This window comes from Bacillus rugosus (assembly GCF_023238245.1).
Taxonomy (GTDB): Bacteria; Bacillota; Bacilli; order Bacillales; family Bacillaceae; genus Bacillus; species Bacillus rugosus.
Window position 1 is genome coordinate 3,902,634 of the sequence record NZ_CP096590.1, and the last position, 17,457, is coordinate 3,920,090.

General features: G+C 45.1%; 18 protein-coding genes and 3 riboswitches. Of the genes, 11 read left to right on the forward strand and 7 right to left on the reverse strand.

The genetic code is table 11. The features are described from left to right. Window positions 1-55 precede the first annotated feature (55 nt). Complete coding sequence (msmX, locus tag M0696_RS19780) at window positions 56-1,153, reverse strand: maltodextrin ABC transporter ATP-binding protein MsmX (protein WP_248602320.1); 1,098 nt, start codon at window positions 1,151-1,153, stop codon at window positions 56-58. Between the two features lie 120 nt (window positions 1,154-1,273). Beyond that, window positions 1,274-2,167, reverse strand: a complete 894-nt coding sequence (locus tag M0696_RS19785; RefSeq protein ID WP_222142306.1) for a PucR family transcriptional regulator — start codon at window positions 2,165-2,167, stop codon at window positions 1,274-1,276. A gap of 184 nt (window positions 2,168-2,351) precedes the next feature. Here M0696_RS19785 and M0696_RS19790 point away from each other — a divergent pair, with 184 nt between their 5' ends. Further along, window positions 2,352-3,809 carry an aldehyde dehydrogenase family protein gene (locus M0696_RS19790; protein ID WP_248602321.1) on the forward strand — a complete coding sequence of 486 codons (1,458 nt, stop codon included), beginning with the start codon at window positions 2,352-2,354 and terminating at the stop codon, window positions 3,807-3,809. Between the two features lie 39 nt (window positions 3,810-3,848). Here M0696_RS19790 and M0696_RS19795 read toward each other — a convergent pair whose 3' ends face one another. Beyond that, the gene (locus tag M0696_RS19795; RefSeq protein ID WP_248602322.1) at window positions 3,849-4,685 is read right to left on the reverse strand and encodes a YitT family protein; all 837 of its coding nucleotides are present in this window, start codon (window positions 4,683-4,685) and stop codon (window positions 3,849-3,851) included. A gap of 68 nt (window positions 4,686-4,753) precedes the next feature. Next, a riboswitch (guanidine-I (ykkC/yxkD leader) is annotated at window positions 4,754-4,856 on the reverse strand. Window positions 4,857-5,132: 276 nt separating this feature from the next. Here M0696_RS19795 and M0696_RS21180 point away from each other — a divergent pair. Further along, entirely contained in the window at window positions 5,133-6,062 is a 930-nt protein-coding gene (locus tag M0696_RS21180; protein ID WP_222142308.1) for a DUF4352 domain-containing protein, read from the forward strand. Between the two features lie 34 nt (window positions 6,063-6,096). Here M0696_RS21180 and galE read toward each other — a convergent pair whose 3' ends face one another. Next, on the reverse strand, window positions 6,097-7,119 hold the full coding sequence (gene galE / locus M0696_RS19805) for a UDP-glucose 4-epimerase GalE (protein ID WP_222142309.1): 1,023 nt from the start codon (window positions 7,117-7,119) through the stop codon (window positions 6,097-6,099). A 259-nt stretch (window positions 7,120-7,378) separates the two neighbouring features. On the opposite strand from galE, the gene M0696_RS19810 reads away from it, so the two are divergent. The 9 genes from M0696_RS19810 (at window position 7,379) to M0696_RS19845 (ending at window position 15,240) form a co-directional block, all read left to right on the forward strand. Further along, window positions 7,379-7,852, forward strand: a complete 474-nt coding sequence (locus M0696_RS19810) for a DUF1453 family protein (protein ID WP_166846752.1) — start codon at window positions 7,379-7,381, stop codon at window positions 7,850-7,852. Window positions 7,853-7,869: 17 nt separating this feature from the next. After that, window positions 7,870-9,090 (forward strand): sensor histidine kinase, encoded by a 1,221-nt coding sequence (locus tag M0696_RS19815; RefSeq protein ID WP_248602323.1) that lies wholly within the window; start codon window positions 7,870-7,872, stop codon window positions 9,088-9,090. Continuing rightward, window positions 9,077-9,733 carry a two-component system response regulator YxJL gene (gene yxjL / locus M0696_RS19820; protein ID WP_166846746.1) on the forward strand — a complete coding sequence of 219 codons (657 nt, stop codon included), beginning with the start codon at window positions 9,077-9,079 and terminating at the stop codon, window positions 9,731-9,733. Before M0696_RS19815 ends, yxjL begins: the two co-directional genes overlap by 14 nt. Before the next feature lie 49 nt (window positions 9,734-9,782). Beyond that, window positions 9,783-11,015 (forward strand): peptidase T, encoded by a 1,233-nt coding sequence (gene pepT / locus M0696_RS19825; protein ID WP_248602324.1) that lies wholly within the window; start codon window positions 9,783-9,785, stop codon window positions 11,013-11,015. Between the two features lie 103 nt (window positions 11,016-11,118). After that, window positions 11,119-11,244, forward strand: coding sequence for a hypothetical protein (locus tag M0696_RS21025; protein ID WP_261311241.1), 126 nt, complete (start codon window positions 11,119-11,121; stop codon window positions 11,242-11,244). 277 nt (window positions 11,245-11,521) lie between these two features. Further along, a complete protein-coding gene (locus tag M0696_RS19830) occupies window positions 11,522-11,800 on the forward strand; it encodes a hypothetical protein (protein WP_166846739.1) in 279 nt (92 codons plus the stop codon). A gap of 172 nt (window positions 11,801-11,972) precedes the next feature. Further along, the gene (locus M0696_RS19835; protein ID WP_222142311.1) at window positions 11,973-12,461 is read left to right on the forward strand and encodes an LURP-one-related/scramblase family protein; all 489 of its coding nucleotides are present in this window, start codon (window positions 11,973-11,975) and stop codon (window positions 12,459-12,461) included. Between the two features lie 65 nt (window positions 12,462-12,526). Next, window positions 12,527-12,633: riboswitch (SAM riboswitch) on the forward strand. A gap of 84 nt (window positions 12,634-12,717) precedes the next feature. Then, entirely contained in the window at window positions 12,718-13,851 is a 1,134-nt protein-coding gene (locus M0696_RS19840; RefSeq protein ID WP_248602325.1) for a 5-methyltetrahydropteroyltriglutamate--homocysteine S-methyltransferase, read from the forward strand. Between the two features lie 68 nt (window positions 13,852-13,919). Then, window positions 13,920-14,026, forward strand: a riboswitch (SAM riboswitch). A gap of 77 nt (window positions 14,027-14,103) precedes the next feature. Next, window positions 14,104-15,240 carry a 5-methyltetrahydropteroyltriglutamate--homocysteine S-methyltransferase gene (locus M0696_RS19845; protein WP_248602326.1) on the forward strand — a complete coding sequence of 379 codons (1,137 nt, stop codon included), beginning with the start codon at window positions 14,104-14,106 and terminating at the stop codon, window positions 15,238-15,240. Window positions 15,241-15,291: 51 nt separating this feature from the next. Here M0696_RS19845 and M0696_RS19850 read toward each other — a convergent pair whose 3' ends face one another. The 3 genes from M0696_RS19850 to M0696_RS19860 are packed head-to-tail and all read right to left on the reverse strand — an operon-like array spanning window position 15,292 to window position 17,451. Further along, window positions 15,292-16,065 (reverse strand): 3-hydroxybutyrate dehydrogenase, encoded by a 774-nt coding sequence (locus M0696_RS19850; protein WP_222142314.1) that lies wholly within the window; start codon window positions 16,063-16,065, stop codon window positions 15,292-15,294. A 16-nt stretch (window positions 16,066-16,081) separates the two neighbouring features. Then, window positions 16,082-16,738 (reverse strand): 3-oxoacid CoA-transferase subunit B, encoded by a 657-nt coding sequence (locus tag M0696_RS19855; protein WP_166846724.1) that lies wholly within the window; start codon window positions 16,736-16,738, stop codon window positions 16,082-16,084. Further along, a complete protein-coding gene (locus M0696_RS19860; protein WP_222142315.1) occupies window positions 16,735-17,451 on the reverse strand; it encodes a CoA transferase subunit A in 717 nt (238 codons plus the stop codon). Before M0696_RS19860 ends, M0696_RS19855 begins: the two co-directional genes overlap by 4 nt. Window positions 17,452-17,457 lie beyond the last annotated feature (6 nt).

Sequence of the window (17,457 nt, forward strand, 5' to 3'; positions counted from 1 at the left end):
AACCTTTTAGAGAACACAAAAGAGCCGGGCATGTCTCCATGTCCGGCTTTAGAACTTATCGAATTCTCACTTCTGTCTCACTATCAAAGAAATGGCCTTTATTCATATCAAACGCAACCGTCAGCTCATCACCTGATTGAATATCGAGGCGGGCGTCAATCCGTGCAATAAAGTCTTGATTATCAATCTGCGAATAAATCATGATTTCAGAACCGAGCAGCTCTGCGACATTGATTTTCGCTTTAATCGAAGAATTCTTATACGACTCCACGACAATCAATTCATCATGAATATCCTCAGGACGGATGCCGAAGATGACTTCTTTGCCAATGTAGCCCTTTTCACGCAGCACCTTCATTTTTCCTTCCGGCACGGTTAATGCCACAGAACCGATTTTGATGAGACCGTCTGTCAGCTTTCCTTTGAAAAAATTCATCGCCGGTGAGCCGATAAAACCACCGACAAAGACGTTTTCAGGAAATTCGTATACATCCTTCGGCGTCCCGATCTGCTGGATTTTCCCGTCTTTCATGACCACGATCCGTGTCGCCATCGTCAGCGCTTCTGTCTGGTCATGCGTCACGTAAATCGTAGTGGTTTGCAGTCTCTGATGGAGCTTAATAATTTCCGCCCGCATTTGCACCCTCAGCTTCGCGTCCAGGTTTGACAAAGGCTCATCCATCAAGAACACCTTTGCATCCCGCACGATCGCACGTCCTAGCGCGACCCGCTGTCTCTGCCCGCCTGACAGCGCTTTCGGTTTGCGGTGCAAATATTCCTCCAGTCCGAGAATTTTTGCGGCTTCCTCTACTCTTTTTTTGATTTCAGGCTTTGGCATTTTCCGAAGCTTCAGCCCGAATGCGATATTATCGTAGACCGTCATATGCGGATAGAGCGCGTAGTTTTGAAACACCATCGCGATATCCCTGTCCTTTGGCGCTACATCATTTACCCGTTTTCCTTCAATATAAAAATCGCCCTTCGAAATTTCTTCAAGTCCTGCGACCATCCGAAGCGTCGTAGATTTCCCGCAGCCAGACGGGCCGACGAATACGATAAATTCCTTATCGTCAATGTGAAGGTTAAAATCATCAACAGCCGCTTCCTTCTGATCATAATATTTATAAATGTGCTCCATCCGCAATTCAGCCATGTAATATCCCCCTTTGTTATTGTAAACGCTTTCTTAAATTGAGTGTAACAGCATTTCCCTGTCGCTGAAATGGGCAGCATTCATAAAATCAACCAGCCATTTTTCGTGCATATTTCCAATTTATTCTGAAACTTCGCTTTGCAGGCAGATAAAATAGGCGAGCAGCGCGCCTTTATACGTTTTAATGTCTATTCCTGACCGCTCAATAAATTTATCAATTCGATATTGCAGGCTGTTGCGGTGCAGATGCAGCTTTTTCGCCGTTAACGTCACATTTGAGTTGTTTTCAATAAAGAGCTTGATCGTTTTCCTCAGCTCAGATTCATCTCCGAATAAAAGCTCAGCTTCTTCTGAGAGCAGCGTTTCCAGCTTTTCTTTTTCTGCTTCTAATAATAAAAAAGGAAAGATCATCTCAAAGGTCACACTCTGTACCTGAGGCAGCCGTTTTTCAGCAAAGAGGAAATACGTCTGTTCACGGGCGTAATGCGTTCGCAGACTTTCATCGGGCTCGTAAAATCTCCCGGCGTAAAAACGGACACTGAAGTAGAAATCACTCTCAAGAACCTTAGCAAGGGATTCCAGCTCGTCCTTCCCCGCCGCTGCTTCACTTTCCTGCTCGACAATCACGCCTCTGTCCTCATGCATCCACACAATCACAAAAGGCACCGGCCAAAAATGGCGAACCGCTTCTGCAAAAGACGCACGCTCTATTTTACCGAGCAAATGAAAATGAACAAATCTCGTCCGCTTCTTTATGTTCGCCGGCACTTCCCCTCCAGAAAAAAGAAACGCAAACCACTTGTTTTCTTCCGGCGACTTCAAGGACATTTGATTGGCCTCATCCGCAGGCGTCAAAAATGATTGCAGCAGCAACGTCTCTTTTTCGCTGATCTCCGTTTTCGGAATGGAGATATATCTCTGGCTGTTCTCATCAAAAAAGCATAGACAGTCTTCCTTTACGCAAAGCTCCTCAGACACAATCAAACCGGGATAAATAGCCAGCAGCGATTTCATAAGGTCTCCTCTCTTATGTAAGGATCTGTATATCCAGTATAAGGCGAAACGCATTTGTTCTCCAATAAAAAAGAGTATATTCGGCATAGATGGACGGGAAACTGAAAGGGAAACATCATTCGTTTACATATTGGCTTCAACGGAAATAGAAGAGGATAGCAGGACCAAAGGAGGATGATCATTAATGGGTTTAGAAGCGTTAAACAAAAGTTTTATCAACGGAAAGTGGACCGAAGGGGAAAGCGGGCGTACGGAAGACATTTTGAATCCGTATGACCAGTCTGTGATTACAACAGCATCGTTGGCAACAAGCAAACAGCTGGAGGATGCGTTTGACATTGCACAACGGGCACAAAAGAAGTGGGCCAAGAGCACGGCAGAAGACCGAAAAGCAGTTCTGCAAAAAGCGCGCGGCTATTTACAGGAAAACCGTGATGACATCATCATGATGATCTCCCGCGAAACCGGCGGAACGATCATTAAAGCCACGCTCGAGCTTGAACAAACAATTGCAATTTTAGATGAAGCCATAACGTATACTGGCGAATTAGGCGGCATCAAAGAGGTTCCATCCAACATTGAAGGGAAAATCAATAAGATTTACCGCCTTCCGCTGGGCGTGATTTCATCGATTTCTCCATTCAATTTTCCGATGAACTTATCAATGAGAACAATTGCGCCTGCGATTGCGTTGGGAAACAGTGTTGTTCACAAACCTGATATCCAGACCGCTCTTTCCGGCGGAACCATCATTGCCAAAGCGTTTGAACACGCTGGTCTTCCTGCGGGTGTCCTTAACGTCATGTTAACGGATTTGGAGGAAATCGGAGACGATATGCTGACAAATCCAATCCCTAGGTTAATCAGTTTTACGGGATCAACCGCAGTCGGACGCCACATCGGTGAAATCGCCGGACGTGACTTTAAGCGAATGGCTCTGGAGCTCGGAGGCAACAATCCATTTGCCGTCCTTTCAGACGCGGATGTCGATCGTGCTGTAGACGCCGCCATTTTCGGGAAATTTATTCACCAGGGACAAATCTGTATGATTATCAACAGGATCATCGTTCATCAAGATGTGTACGATGAGTTTGTTGAAAAATTCACCGCCCGTGTCAAACAGCTTCCATACGGCGATCAAACCGATCCGAAAACCGTTGTCGGCCCGCTGATCAACGAGCGCCAAATTGAAAAAGCGCTGGAGATCATTGAGCAGGCAAAGGCAGACGGCATCGAGCTTGCGGTTGAAGGAAAACGCGTCGGAAACGTGCTCACACCGTATGTCTTTATCGGTGCAGACAACAACAGCAAAATTGCCCAAATGGAGCTGTTTGCCCCGATTGCCACCATTATCAAAGCCTCCAGCGATCAGGAAGCGATTGATATGGCAAATGACACCGAATACGGCCTCAGCTCGGCGGTTTTCACTTCTGACTTAGAAAAAGGTGAAAAATTCGCCCTGCAAATCGACAGCGGCATGACCCATGTCAACGACCAGTCCGTCAATGATTCGCCGAATATCGCCTTTGGCGGCAACAAAGCAAGCGGTGTCGGACGCTTCGGAAATCCATGGGTGGTTGAGGAATTTACCGTAACAAAATGGATTTCGATACAGAAGCAATACCGCAAATATCCGTTCTAAACGAACGAATCCCTCTGCTTCAAGTGCAGAGGGATTTTTTTATTTAGATATGTCGACAAAGCCTTCGCCAAACACATCGCGTACATCATGAACGATCACAAACGCTTTCTTGTCACAGCTTCTGATGATTTTCTTCAGCATGGACAGTTCCTGTTTGTTAATGACGATATACAAAATCTCTTTAGACTGGCCCGTATAGTTTCCCTTCCCTGATAAAATCGTCACACCCCGATCCATCAAGGTATTTACCTGCTCGGCAATCTCACCCTTATTTTCCGAAATCACCGTAATCGCTTTTTTCGTATTCAGGCCTTCAATAATGAAGTCCATCACTTTCGTTCCGATATACAGCATCACGATCGTAAACATCATTTTTTCCGCACCAATAATAAAATAAGAGCAAAATACTACGATTAAATCAAAAAACAAGAGCGCGTAGCTGATATTCCAGTCTAAATATTTATTAGCAATTCTGGCCAGAATCGCAGAACCGGCTGTCGTTCCGCCGACACGAATAATCATGCCAATACCGACTCCCGCAAATACACCCGCGAAAATCGTATTAATGATCAATTCATCAGACGGGACGCTCCACCCGTGTGTCAGATGGAGGAAAAGCGAATTCGCCGCTACGGCAATGATTGTATAGACAGTCGTTTTACCGTCCAGAAACTTGTAGCCGATTAAAAGCAGAAATGCATTTAAGATAAAGTTCGTTACCCCAGGAGACCATTGAAACACATAATACAAAATCAGCGTAATCCCAGTGACCCCGCCTTCCCCCAGGTCATTGGGAATCGCAAACAAATTCACTGCAAGCGCGAAGAAAAAAGCGCCAATCACAAGCATCAGCACATCAAGCATTATCTTTTTCATCACAAACACTCCTTCTCCAGATAGTATCAACAAAAAAACCCAGGAGTACGCTCTCGCAAAAGAGCAGAAACTCCTGGGCTTTTATCCCACCGTGTCATAACAGCCAAGCCGCTATGTGTTTTCTCTCGGTCACAGTCCAATTTGCATTGCGGAACCCTAGAAAACCACTGTTTTTATCATATCATTTTTACTTTCCAATATTAGCATTATAAGGGACGGTGTGAATTGGTTCAAGGGGTATTTGCGGAGATTTGTTCAATACATTAAGAGAAATAAAAAAGGGCATCAGCTGTTAATAAATGAAAGATCAGGCCGATATGATACAAAGTACCTTTTAATGAAAATATAAATTAAAACTTCACTATCAATTTATTATTGACTATACAAAAATATATAGGCAAAATAGAACATATATTTAAAACATTTAATTACATAGGAGGAAATATAATGTCAGGAAAGATGCAACACTGTAAAACTTGCGGTCAAGAGATTGCAAAAGGTGTAAAAAAATGTCCGAATTGCGGTAAAGACCAACGTAACTTTTTTATGAGACATAAAATCATTACGTTTATTCTAGCGATAGTTGTCATTATCATTATTGCGAACCTCGGAAATAGCGGAGATTCTCAAGCTTCTACTACAACAACCAGCTCCGATTCTAAAAAGTCGACAAAAACAGTGCAAAAGGCTGATATGGAAAAACTATATACTAATGCCAACCAATTTAAAAATTATAAAGTTGATCTATATGTAAAAGTTTTTGGAGTTGAACAAGACGATGATGGTACATATCTTCAAGGCTATAATAATCCAGAAAAGTTAAGCAAAAATACAATTATTATAAGCGACGATTCTGATTTAGATATTAAAGATGACGACATTATTCATGTAGTCGGTACGGTGAAAGACAAATATGATGGTGAAAACGCATTGGGCGGATCTGTTTCTGCGCCGAGAATCATTGCCGATTCCATTGAAAAAAGCGACTATGCAACAGCTTTTGCCCCAGCTCAAAAAACAATTAACGTGGATAAAACTCAGAACCAGCACGGTTTTGCACTCACGCTTCAAAAAGTTGAACTTGCTGAAAAAGAAACTCGCCTATATGTAAAGATAGAAAACAAATCACAAGATGAAATCAGCTTTTATGATTTCAATGCCAAAATTACAGCTGATAATAAACAGATTGAGCCTAAATCCGACCTTTCGGAGTACCCTGAAATTCAAAGTGAAATCTTACCTGGAGTTAAAACTGAAGGAGTTATTGTCTTCCCTAAAATCGAAAGCAAAACAGCAAATGTTATTTTAGAAGGTTCTTCCGAAAACTACGATATTACAATTAATCCATTTACATTTGAAGTAAACTTGGATCAATAATAGAAGGGCTGGGGAAACCCCTCAGCCCTTTTGTTTATGATTTTATACTCTTATATCCATTCACATTAGAAGACTGCCATCTCCAGGAATCTGCACACATTTCCTCAAGGCCTCGTTTTGCTTCCCAGCCCAGTTCCCGCTTGGCTTTTGCAGGATCTGCAAAGCATGTGGCGATGTCCCCCGGACGGCGGTCCGCAAAACGGTACGGAACCTCTTTCCCTGACACTTTTTCAAAGGCTTTAACCATTTCAAGCACGCTGTAGCCTGTGCCTGTTCCGAGGTTGTATGCATCTGCTCCAGTGGAGTTCAATACTTTTTCAAGCGCTTTGACGTGGCCTTCTGCGAGATCAACGACATGAATATAATCGCGTACGCCTGTCCCGTCTTTTGTCGGATAGTCATTGCCGAATACGCTTAATTGCTCAAGCTTGCCGACAGCTACCTGTGCCACATACGGCATGAGGTTATTGGGAATGCCGTTCGGGTCTTCACCGATTCGTCCGCTTGGATGCGCGCCGAACGGATTAAAGTAACGAAGCAGCGCAACGCTCCACTCATTGTCGGCTGTATGCAAATCACGCAATATTTGCTCTAGCATGAGCTTCGTCTGCCCATAAGGATTTGTCGCGCCTAATGGAAAGTCCTCCGTAATCGGTGATGTTTCCGGAACGCCGTATACTGTCGCAGATGAACTGAACACGATTTTCTTAACCCCGTATTTCTCCATGACCTCACATAAAATAAACGTTCCCGTTAGGTTGTTATGATAATATTTGAGCGGAATCGCAACAGATTCACCGACTGCTTTTAACCCCGCAAAATGAATCACAGCTTCAATCTCATTTTCCGCAAAAACCGAATCTACCGCTTTCCGATCCAATAGATCCGCTTCATAGAACGTTAAATCTTTTCCCGTAATCTCCTTGACGCGGTTCAGCGCCTCAGCCGAACTGTTGGACAGATTATCAAGAACGACAATCTCATAGCCGCTGTTCAATAACTCCACACATGTATGACTTCCGATGTACCCCGCGCCACCTGTAACAAGTATTGCCATGATGTAAACCCTCCTAAAAAATGACCTGATATCATTATATAGTGTTTAGAACTGGTCTACATCCATTTTCAAGAAGTTTAATAGTTTATTAATGATTTCTTCATTTTTGCAGTTTTCTATAGAGGACATTCTGCATTTTCACGCCATATTACATGACTTTATGCAGCGCGAACAAGTATAGGAACTGAAAAATCAATCTGCCGGTTGACGTTTTTTTTTCCAATATTCGCTATGCTTTACGCAGAAAGGATTTGATGACATGGCGATGAGCCCCTACATTTTTATTGTATTTATTCTTATTATGTTATCGATGTATCGAGAAAGAACGGTAAAGCCCGTGAAATTGCTGATCATTCCGTTGCTGCTCTTATGGGGCGTATCAGCATCATTTCAGCCGGCATATTTTCATTCTGCTTTACACGTGGCAATGAGCGGCATTTTATTACTGATCGGGCTGGCCTGCGGGTTTGGCATTGGAAAGATGGTAAACGTGCGGATTCACCCGGAAACCGGAAAGGTCACTTCACGCGGCTCCCTTGGAAGTGTTATCCTCATTCTAGTGATACTTTCTTTACGAATGGCTGCGAGAACATGGCTGCCTGAGAGCAATGCAATTTTTATTGCCATTATTCACTCTATGTTCTTCATTCCCCTCGGCACCATCACAGCCCGAAACATCATGCTATACAAAGCATACAGACGGCTGACCGCTGGCAAAGTATCCATTCAATAACTGAAAGAAGGACCAGCATGAACCGACAATCTCCGGCTCGGCACTATAAAAAGCTTGTGCCGAGCCTCATTCTCATATTGAATTGTATACAATTTTTATCTCCCCCTGCCAAAGCTAATCCCATTTTATTAGTGTTTGTGTTTGCAGTGTACTTAGCATTCATTTGGATCATTCCCTATGTGACATCCGCTGCTGTCAATTTGAGCATCTTCATCGGGCTTTGGCTCCTGACCTTTTTTCTTTGGGCTGTTTCCGGCCAAGAGCAGGGAGCCGCCTTTTTCTTAATCGTATTTTTAATGGTTTATGCGGCCCTAAAGCTTCCTGCACGGCTGTCCTTGATTTTTACAGTATGCCTAATTGGAGGCAACGTTTTCTTTCTGTACTCCGTTTTTGACAGCAACTGGGACGATATCATCAGTCACATCTCGATCATGATTGGACTGTACGTCTTCTTCTCCTCCATGCGTTTCAGGCGAGAAGCGAGAAAAGAGGCTGAACGGAATCATGCTGAATTAGCGAAAATGCACTGGCAGCTGGAGCAGGCGCATGAAGAACTCCAGAAAGCGCACGCAGAGCTGCAGGAGGCTTCTGTTCTTTCTTTAAGGTACGCGGTCCTTGAGGAGCGTACAAGAATCGCCCGTGACATTCATGACAGCATCGGCCATGAGCTGACTTCTGTGATTGTTCAGCTTCAATCTCTTCCCTATATCCTCAAAAGCAGTAAGGAAGATTCAGAAAAAGTCATTCAAAATGTACTGGCAGTCGCCAGAGAATGCCTTCAAGAAGTACGGTCTGTCGTTCACCAAATGAGCCAAAGTGAATCAATGGTGGGTCTTACTGCTTTGCGGGGGCTCATCCATCAAGTGGAGGAACGGAGCGGCTTACACGTTTCTTTAAACACTGCCGGCCTGTCGGAAGAGTTTTGGTCTCAACATGTAAGCGAGACGATCTACCGTATCTTGCAGGAAGCGCTGACCAATATCATCCGTCACGCTAATGCTACCCATGCGGCTGCCGTCATTTCTAACGACGAGACCAATCTTTATGTCACAATCACCGATGACGGACAATTCACCGGCAATCTTACTTATGGATTTGGGCTGACAGGAATGAAAGAGCGCGCTGAAAAAGCAGGCGGTTCCCTGTCTCTCAGTGCCATACAGCCGAGCGGCCTGCAAATTGAGTTGTCACTGCCGCTCACGACAACGAATAAGGAGCAAAAAGATGAACAAAGATAAAATACGCGTCGCACTTGCCGATGATCAGCCGCTTGTGCGTGAAGGCTTCCGCTATGTCATCAACGCACAGCCGGATATGACGGTTTCCGGTGAGGCCGGCGACGGTCACGGAATCATTGCACTGGCAAAGCAAACAAAACCCGACGTCATCCTCATGGATGTCCAAATGCCACATTGCTCGGGCATTGAAGCGGCGAAAGACATTATGTCCGCACATCCAGATACAAAGATTGTCATTTTAACAACCTTTGATACCGAGGAGTATGTATTTGAAGGCATCCGCGCGGGCGCAGTCGGCTATCTGCTGAAGGATACGCTTCCTGAAGAATTGATTGACGCCATTCGCGCCGCGGCCAGAGGCGAAGCGATTTTCCGCACAGTCACAGCCGCTAAAATTATTAGTGAGACATTCCGCGCGAAACAACAGCCTCATGCTGAAGAATTGGCAGAGCCATTTACCAAAAGAGAGCTCGAGGTTCTTCAGCAAATGGCCTATGGGTTGAGAAATGAAGAGATTGCTGAAAAGCTTTTCGTCAGCGAAAGCACTGTGAAAACCCATGTGCACCGCATCCTGCAAAAATGCAACGCTCAAGACCGGACACAGGCAGTTGTTTTTGCCATTCGAAACGGTATTGTGCAATAGAAATCTCTCATCCCGCCATGATAAAATAAGACAAAGGAGATGATTGGAAATGAAAGAAGAAATCATTGAACGGTTTACTACATACGTAAAAGTCGATACACAGTCCGATGAATCCGTTGATACCTGCCCTTCCACACCCGGCCAATTGACTTTAGGAAACATGCTCGTTGATGAATTGAAGTCCATTGGCATGCAGGATGCAGCCATTGATGAAAACGGCTATGTCATGGCGACTCTTCCCTCCAATACTGAAAAAGATGTGCCGACAATCGGCTTTCTCGCTCACGTCGACACCGCCACAGACTTTACCGGCAAAAACGTGAATCCGCAAATCATTGAAAGCTACGATGGAAAAGACATCGTTCTTAATGAACAGCTGCAGGTCATTCTGTCGCCTGATCAATTCCCAGAACTGCCCGGCTATAAAGGCCATACACTCATCACTACAGACGGCACAACCCTTCTTGGCGCAGACAATAAGGCCGGTATCGCTGAAATCATGACAGCTATGGATTACCTCATCAAACACCCTGAAATCAAGCACGGCACAATCAGAGTCGCCTTTACGCCTGATGAAGAAATCGGCAGAGGCCCGCACAAGTTTGATGTAAAACGATTTAATGCGTCCTTTGCCTACACAGTTGACGGCGGCCCGCTCGGTGAGCTTGAATACGAAAGCTTCAATGCCGCTGCCGCAAAAATCACCATCAAAGGCAACAACGTACATCCCGGAACGGCAAAAGGGAAAATGATCAACTCTGCGAAAATCGCAATGAAGCTCAACAGCCTGCTGCCGGCAGACGAAGCGCCTGAATATACAGAAGGCTACGAAGGCTTCTACCACCTGCTGTCGATTCAAGGGGATGTAGAGGACACAAAACTCCACTACATTATCAGAGACTTTGACAAAGATCACTTCCAAAGCAGAAAAGAAACAATGAAGCGTGTTGTTGAAGAACTTCAAAACGAATACGGCCATGACCGGATTCAGCTTGATATGAACAACCAATACTACAACATGAGAGAGAAAATTGAACCTGTCATTGAAATTGTCAACATTGCCAAGCAAGCAATGGAAAACCTCGGCATCGAACCGAAGATTTCTCCAATTCGCGGCGGCACAGACGGATCCCAGTTGTCCTACATGGGACTCCCGACACCAAATATCTTCACCGGCGGGGAAAACTTCCACGGCAAATTTGAATACATCTCAGCCGATAACATGGTGAAAGCCGTAAATGTCATCGTTGAGATTGCAAAACTGTTTGAAGAACAGGCGTAATACCAAAAGCCAGTCCAAAAAGGGCTGGTTTTTTTGCGTAAATATGAAACATTTTTAATCCATTCTCCGTAAAACAAGTATCAACACATGAGGAGGAAAAACAATGACAAAACATGCTATCGCTACAAAGAGTCTATTGAAAAAATGGATTATGACCAGGCCGCTTAAAATGCAAAAGAAATCGAGCCCATTTCAAAAAATCAGAAAAATGTTCAAACGCTTCTTCTGATCAGTCATCCTAATCCCCAAAACTACAATCTGCATTCCCCCGTACCGCCCAAATGCTCCGTAATTTGGGTTTTTTGTGTTTGATTCCGAAAAATAGGGTATAAACCTAACAAGCAAGAAAACAGCACCCAAAAACAGAAAAATAGAATTATGTAAATTTAGGTTAAAAGTTGTATAAAGGAATTTATTTTATCGTCGATAGTAACTATAGAACCAATCACCACATGAGCAATCACCAATTTGCAAGACTATTTTCAGGTTATCAGGTTAGACTGTTTTTGAGGGGCAGCTATTTATTTTTAACCAATTTGGAATTTTTTGAATACTTTTTGACGTTTTATCCGTACAATAGAGAATACCAAAACTTTTTTTGGGAGGAATGTATAATGATCCTTTTTATTATCATCGCATTATGCGGCTATCTTCTTTTTTCTTTCAGCAAGGACAATCGCCGCAAACCGCAAAAGACAAGCCCTCTTCCAGCAGCCGCACCTCATCACAACAACCTAATCGACCTTGACGCGATCCGCCAAAAACGCCGGATGCATCTTTCCTAATACTATATTTCAAAAGAAAGGCTGCTGAACGATGCAGCCTTTTTTAATTTAGAAACATTAATTACTCGTAAAAAACGGTCAGCGCGTTTCTGGTCACTAGATTGGAAACTTGAAACCTTTTTGCCCCCTGGCCGTAATCTCTTATAAGGCAAATCAAAAGGAGACTTCAGCAATGATCGAATTATTTATGAAACAAAAGATGTTCTCGTTTAAAGATGCATTTCACATTTATGACCGGGATGAACAAGAGACATTCAAGGTCGAGGGCCGGTTCTTTTCGTTAGGGGACTCGCTACAAATGACAGACTCAACCGGAAAAACACTCGTTTCCATAGAACAAAAAGTAATGTCTTTATTGCCGCGATATGTGATTTCAATTGGCGGGGAAACAGTTTGTGAGGTCACGAAGAAACTGACGTTTTTCAATCCAAAATTTGAAATTTCTAAGCTCAACTGGGAAATTGATGGTGACTTGTGGAAGGATGAATTCCAGCTGACAGATGGAAAGAATGTCCGGATGTCGGTGAGCAAGAAGTGGCTGAGCTGGGGTGATTCGTATCATCTGCAGATTGCAAATGAGGAAGATGTGCTGATCTGCACAGCCATCGCTATCGTGCTTGATATGGTATTATATGACGATGAAGATGAAAGTATTTTCTAAAAAGGCATTGACAATTGAGCCAAAAGTAATAATATTAAGATAATTGAAATCTGAATATGAAGATTACCTTATCAAGAGAGGTGGAGGGACTGGCCCTATGATACCCGGCAACCGCTGTTTCAAACAGAATGGTGCTAAATCCTTTAGAACATTGCGTTCTTGCAGATGAGGCGGAGATTTGACCATTCAAGCTCTTCCTTACTCAAAGGAAGAGCTTTTTTTATGCTCAACACATTACAGAAAAGAGGCGAATGACATGGCTCAACAAACAAATGTTGCAGGACAAAAAACAGAAAAACAACACAAAGCTCCTTTCCGTGCCGATCATGTCGGCAGTTTACTGCGATCTGCTCCGATAAAAGAAGCCCGGCAGAAAAAAGCGGCCGGCGAGATCACCGCTGATCAGCTTCGTGATATCGAAAATCAAGAAATCACCCGCATTGTAGAAAAACAAAAAGAAATCGGTCTCGATGTGGTAACAGATGGGGAATTCCGCCGATCTTGGTGGCATTATGATTTCCTGGAAGGGCTTGATGGTGTGGAACCGTTCATCCCGTCTGAAGGGATTCAGTTCCATAATGCGAAAACAAAAGCACGCAGCATCAAAGTGACGGGAAAACTCGATTTTACGAGCCACCCAGCGCTTGTCGATTATCAATTTTTACATGAGATTGCCGGCGACGCGACCCCAAAATTGACGATTCCGAGCCCGAATATGCTGTTTTTCGGTGAAAAGGCGGATAAAGGGTTTTATGACGACCAAGAGGAATACTTTCATGATCTGGCCCAAGCGTATAAAAAAGCAATCAGAGCTTTCTATGATGCTGGATGCCGCTATCTTCAGCTTGATGATACGTCATGGTCTCTCTTCTTTGAGGAAAAAGGCAGAGAGGTTGTTCGGGCGCTTGGCGGCGATCCAGAAACATTGCCTGCCTTGTTCGCCAAAACGATTAACGATGCAGTAGCAGACCGGCCTGATGATTTAGCAATCACGATGCACATTTGCCGCGGCAACTTCCGTTCAACATGGGCGGCATCAGGAGGCTATGATGCTGTAGCTGAAACGATTTTGGATGGCTTACATTTGGACGGGCTGTTCTTAGAATACGATGATGACCGCTCCGGAAATTTTGATCCGCTCCGTTTCGTGAAACGCAAGGATCTCCAGATTGTACTCGGCTTGATCACATCGAAAAATGGAGAGCTTGAAAATCCTGAGGATGTGAAACGCCGAATCAATGAAGCGGCGCGCTTTGTGAGCCTGGATCAGCTGTGCCTCAGCCCGCAGTGCGGTTTCGCCTCTACTGAAGAAGGCAATCTTTTGACAGAGGAGCAGCAATGGGCGAAGCTGCGCCATGTCATCGACATCGCCAACGATGTGTGGAGATAATCTATCATTGACAGAAACAGAAAATGTGTGAATAATAGATACTATCAGAAAATTTCATAAAAAGGTTTTCCTTATCAAGAGAGGTGGAGGGACTGGCCCTGCGATACCCGGCAACCGCTGTTTAACAGAATGGTGCTAAATCCTTTAGAGCAATGATTGCTCTTGAAGATAAGGTTGAGATTGTCACACAAGCTCTTCCTTATCCAAAGGAAGAGCTTTTTTATATTCGAATGGAAAGAAGGAATGAACAACATGTCACAACAAACAACACCCGCAGAACAAAAATCACTTCAAAGAAAAAAACCGCCGTTTCGCGCGGATCAAGTCGGAAGCCTGCTGAGGTCTGAGCCCGTCAAAAAAGCACGGCTGCAAAAAGCGGCAGGCGAGATTACAGCTGAGCAGCTTCGCCAAATCGAAAACGATGAAATCATCCGCATTGTGGAAAAACAGAAGGAAACCGGCCTGAACGTGGTGACAGACGGTGAATTCCGCAGAGCATGGTGGCATTTTGATTTTCTGGAAAACCTGGATGGCGTTGAGCCGTTTACTCCTGAGCAGGGCATTCAATTTCATAACGTACAGACAAAAGCACGCGGCATTAAAGTCACAGGTGATATCGACTTTTCAACTCACCCAATGCTTGAAGATTACTCATTTCTCCATAGCATTGCCGGTGACGCGACGCCAAAGATGACGATCCCAAGCCCGAATATGCTGTTTTTCCGCGGAAAACTGGAAAAGGATGCATACAAAAACGACTATCATCTTTTCCAGCACGATGTATCCAAAGCATATAAAAAAGCGATTCAAGCGTTTTACGACAGAGGCTGCCGCTACCTTCAGCTTGATGATACAGCTTGGGCTGTTTTCTTATCTGAAAAAGGATTAAAACAAATCGAAGCGTTCGGAACAACGCCTGATGAGCTTCGCCAGCTGTTTGCGAAATCGATTAACGACGCGATTGCCGACCGTCCGGATGACTTGACCGTAACAATGCATATTTGCCGCGGCAACTTCCAGTCCACTTGGACAGCGGAAGGCGGCTATGACGCAGCAGCCGAAACCATTTTTGACGGTTTGAACCTGGACGGGCTTTTCCTGGAGTATGATGATTCACGCTCAGGCGGATTTGAGCCGCTCCGTTATGTGAAGCGCTCTGATCTTCAGCTTGTCCTTGGATTAGTGACATCTAAATTCGGTGAGCTTGAACATCCGGACGATGTAAAACGCCGTATCGAAGAAGCATCCCGTTATGTGAGCTTAGATCAGCTTTGCCTCAGTCCTCAATGCGGATTCGCTTCAACTGAGGAAGGCAACAAGCTGACTGAAGAACAGCAATGGGCGAAGCTGCGCCATGTAGTTGAAATCGCTAACGATGTTTGGAAATAAGCAAAGAAAAAACACACTTGATTCCCTGGCGGAGCAAGTGTGTTTTTTATGTTATTGAGCGGTGTAGCCCCCATCAAGGACAACAGCCTGCCCGGTGACACCCTTCGCTTTCTCGCTTGCCAAAAAAATTGCATAATCCGCAATTTCCTTTACGGAAAGCAATCGTTTTTGCGGCACAAGCGGAAAAATGACCTGTTCAAGCACGGAGTCGTAAGGGACATTTCTTGTTTTCGAAAGATCGCTCAGCTGATTGCGGACAAGCTGTGTATCGACATAACCCGGACAGAGCGCGTTGACTGTAATGCCGTGGGGCGCGCCCTCCAGCGCCCCGACCTTAGTCAGCCCAATGACGCCGTGCTTGGCGCTATTATAAGCGGATTTCCCCGCAAAGCCGACTAAACCATTAACAGATGCAATATTAATGATTCTGCCAAACTGCTGTTTTTTCATGATCGGAAAAACATGCTTCATCGCGATGAAGGGCGCCGTCAGCATGACCTTGATCAGCTGTTCAAAGGTTTCTGTCGGAAACTCCTCAATCGGAGCGACGTGCTGAATACCGGCATTGTTCACCAAAATATCCAAGCGGCCATATCGTTTTTGGATGGTGTTCACCGTATCAGCGACTTGCGCTTCCTTTGTCACATCACACGGAATGGCTGCTGCGTCAAAGCCTTCTTCTGTAAGCTTGGAAGCGGCCTTTTCGCACGCTTCCTGATGAAGGTCCGAAACGATGACGCTAGCGCCTTCACGGGCGAATTCCCTCGCGATTTCGAACCCGATTCCGCCAGCTGCTCCTGTCACCAAGGCGACTTGTTTTTTCATGTCAAACTCCTTCCCATTAAGAATTTTGTTTGATCACAGACTGGCTGACAGCGAAATCGGCTTCTGTTTTTTCATAAACCTCTTCAATTGTGACACCTTCCTGAAGCTCAGTCAGTGTCATGCGGCCGTTATCAAAATCAAAAACAGCCAAATCCGTAATCAGCCTGTGCACGACTTTCTGGCCTGTCAGCGGAAGGGAGCATGTTTTTTTCACCTTCGACTCGCCATGCTTATTGACATGCTCCATGATGACAACGATCCGTTTCGCCCCGTTGACGAGATCCATGGCGCCGCCCATCCCTTTTACCATCTTTCCGGGGATCATCCAATTGGCCAAATCACCCTGCTCCGAAACCTCCATGCCGCCAAGGATAGCCAAATCGATATGCCCGCCTCTTATCATTGCGAATGACTCAGCGCTGTCAAAATAGGAAGCGCCCGTCACTTCAGTGATTGTTTCCTTTCCTGCATTGATCAAATCCGCGTCTTCCGTTCCTTCCAGAGGATACGGGCCGATCCCGAGCAAGCCGTTTTCTGACTGAAGCATGACGTGAACGCCATCGGGTATCTCATTTGCGACAAGCGTCGGCATTCCAATCCCAAGATTGACGTTCATGCCATCCTTGATTTCTAGTACAGCCCGTTTGACCATTCGTTTTCTCGCTTCCTTCATTTCGCACCACCCTTTCCCGCCGCTTGCTGAACGGTTCGCTTTTCAATCCGTTTTTCATGGCTCGCGCCAAGCACCACATGCTGTACGTAAATTCCCGGTGTGTGGATGTGATCTGGATCGAGCTCTCCCGCTTCCACGATTTCTTCCGCCTCAGCAATCGTGATCTTGCCTGCCATGGCGGCAACAGGGTTGAAATTTCTCGCCGTTTTCCGAAAGACCAAATTCCCCATAGTATCCGCTTTCCACGCTTTGACGATCGCCACATCGCCGGCAATGCCTCTCTCCAGCACATACGTCCGGCCGCCGAATGTTTTATGTTCTTTTCCCTCGGCTATTGAAGTGCCAACGCCTGTCGCCGTGTAAAATCCCGGTATGCCCGCGCCGCCTGCACGAATTCTCTCAGCCAGTGTTCCTTGGGGAACAAGCTCGACCTCAAGCTCTCCGCTTAAAAACTGCCCCTCAAAAATTTTATTTTCGCCGACATAAGATGCAATCATTTTCTTGATTTGCCTATTAGCCAAAAGCAAACCGAGCCCCCAGTCATCGACTCCGCAATTGTTGCTGACAACGGTTAAATCCTTTGCTCCCTGATCTCTTATCGCCAAAATGAGCTGTTCAGGAATGCCACATAGCCCGAATCCTCCTGCGATCAGCGTATCTCCATCATGAATCAGTTCCGCAGCTTCCTTACTTGATGACAACACTTTTCCCATATTGAT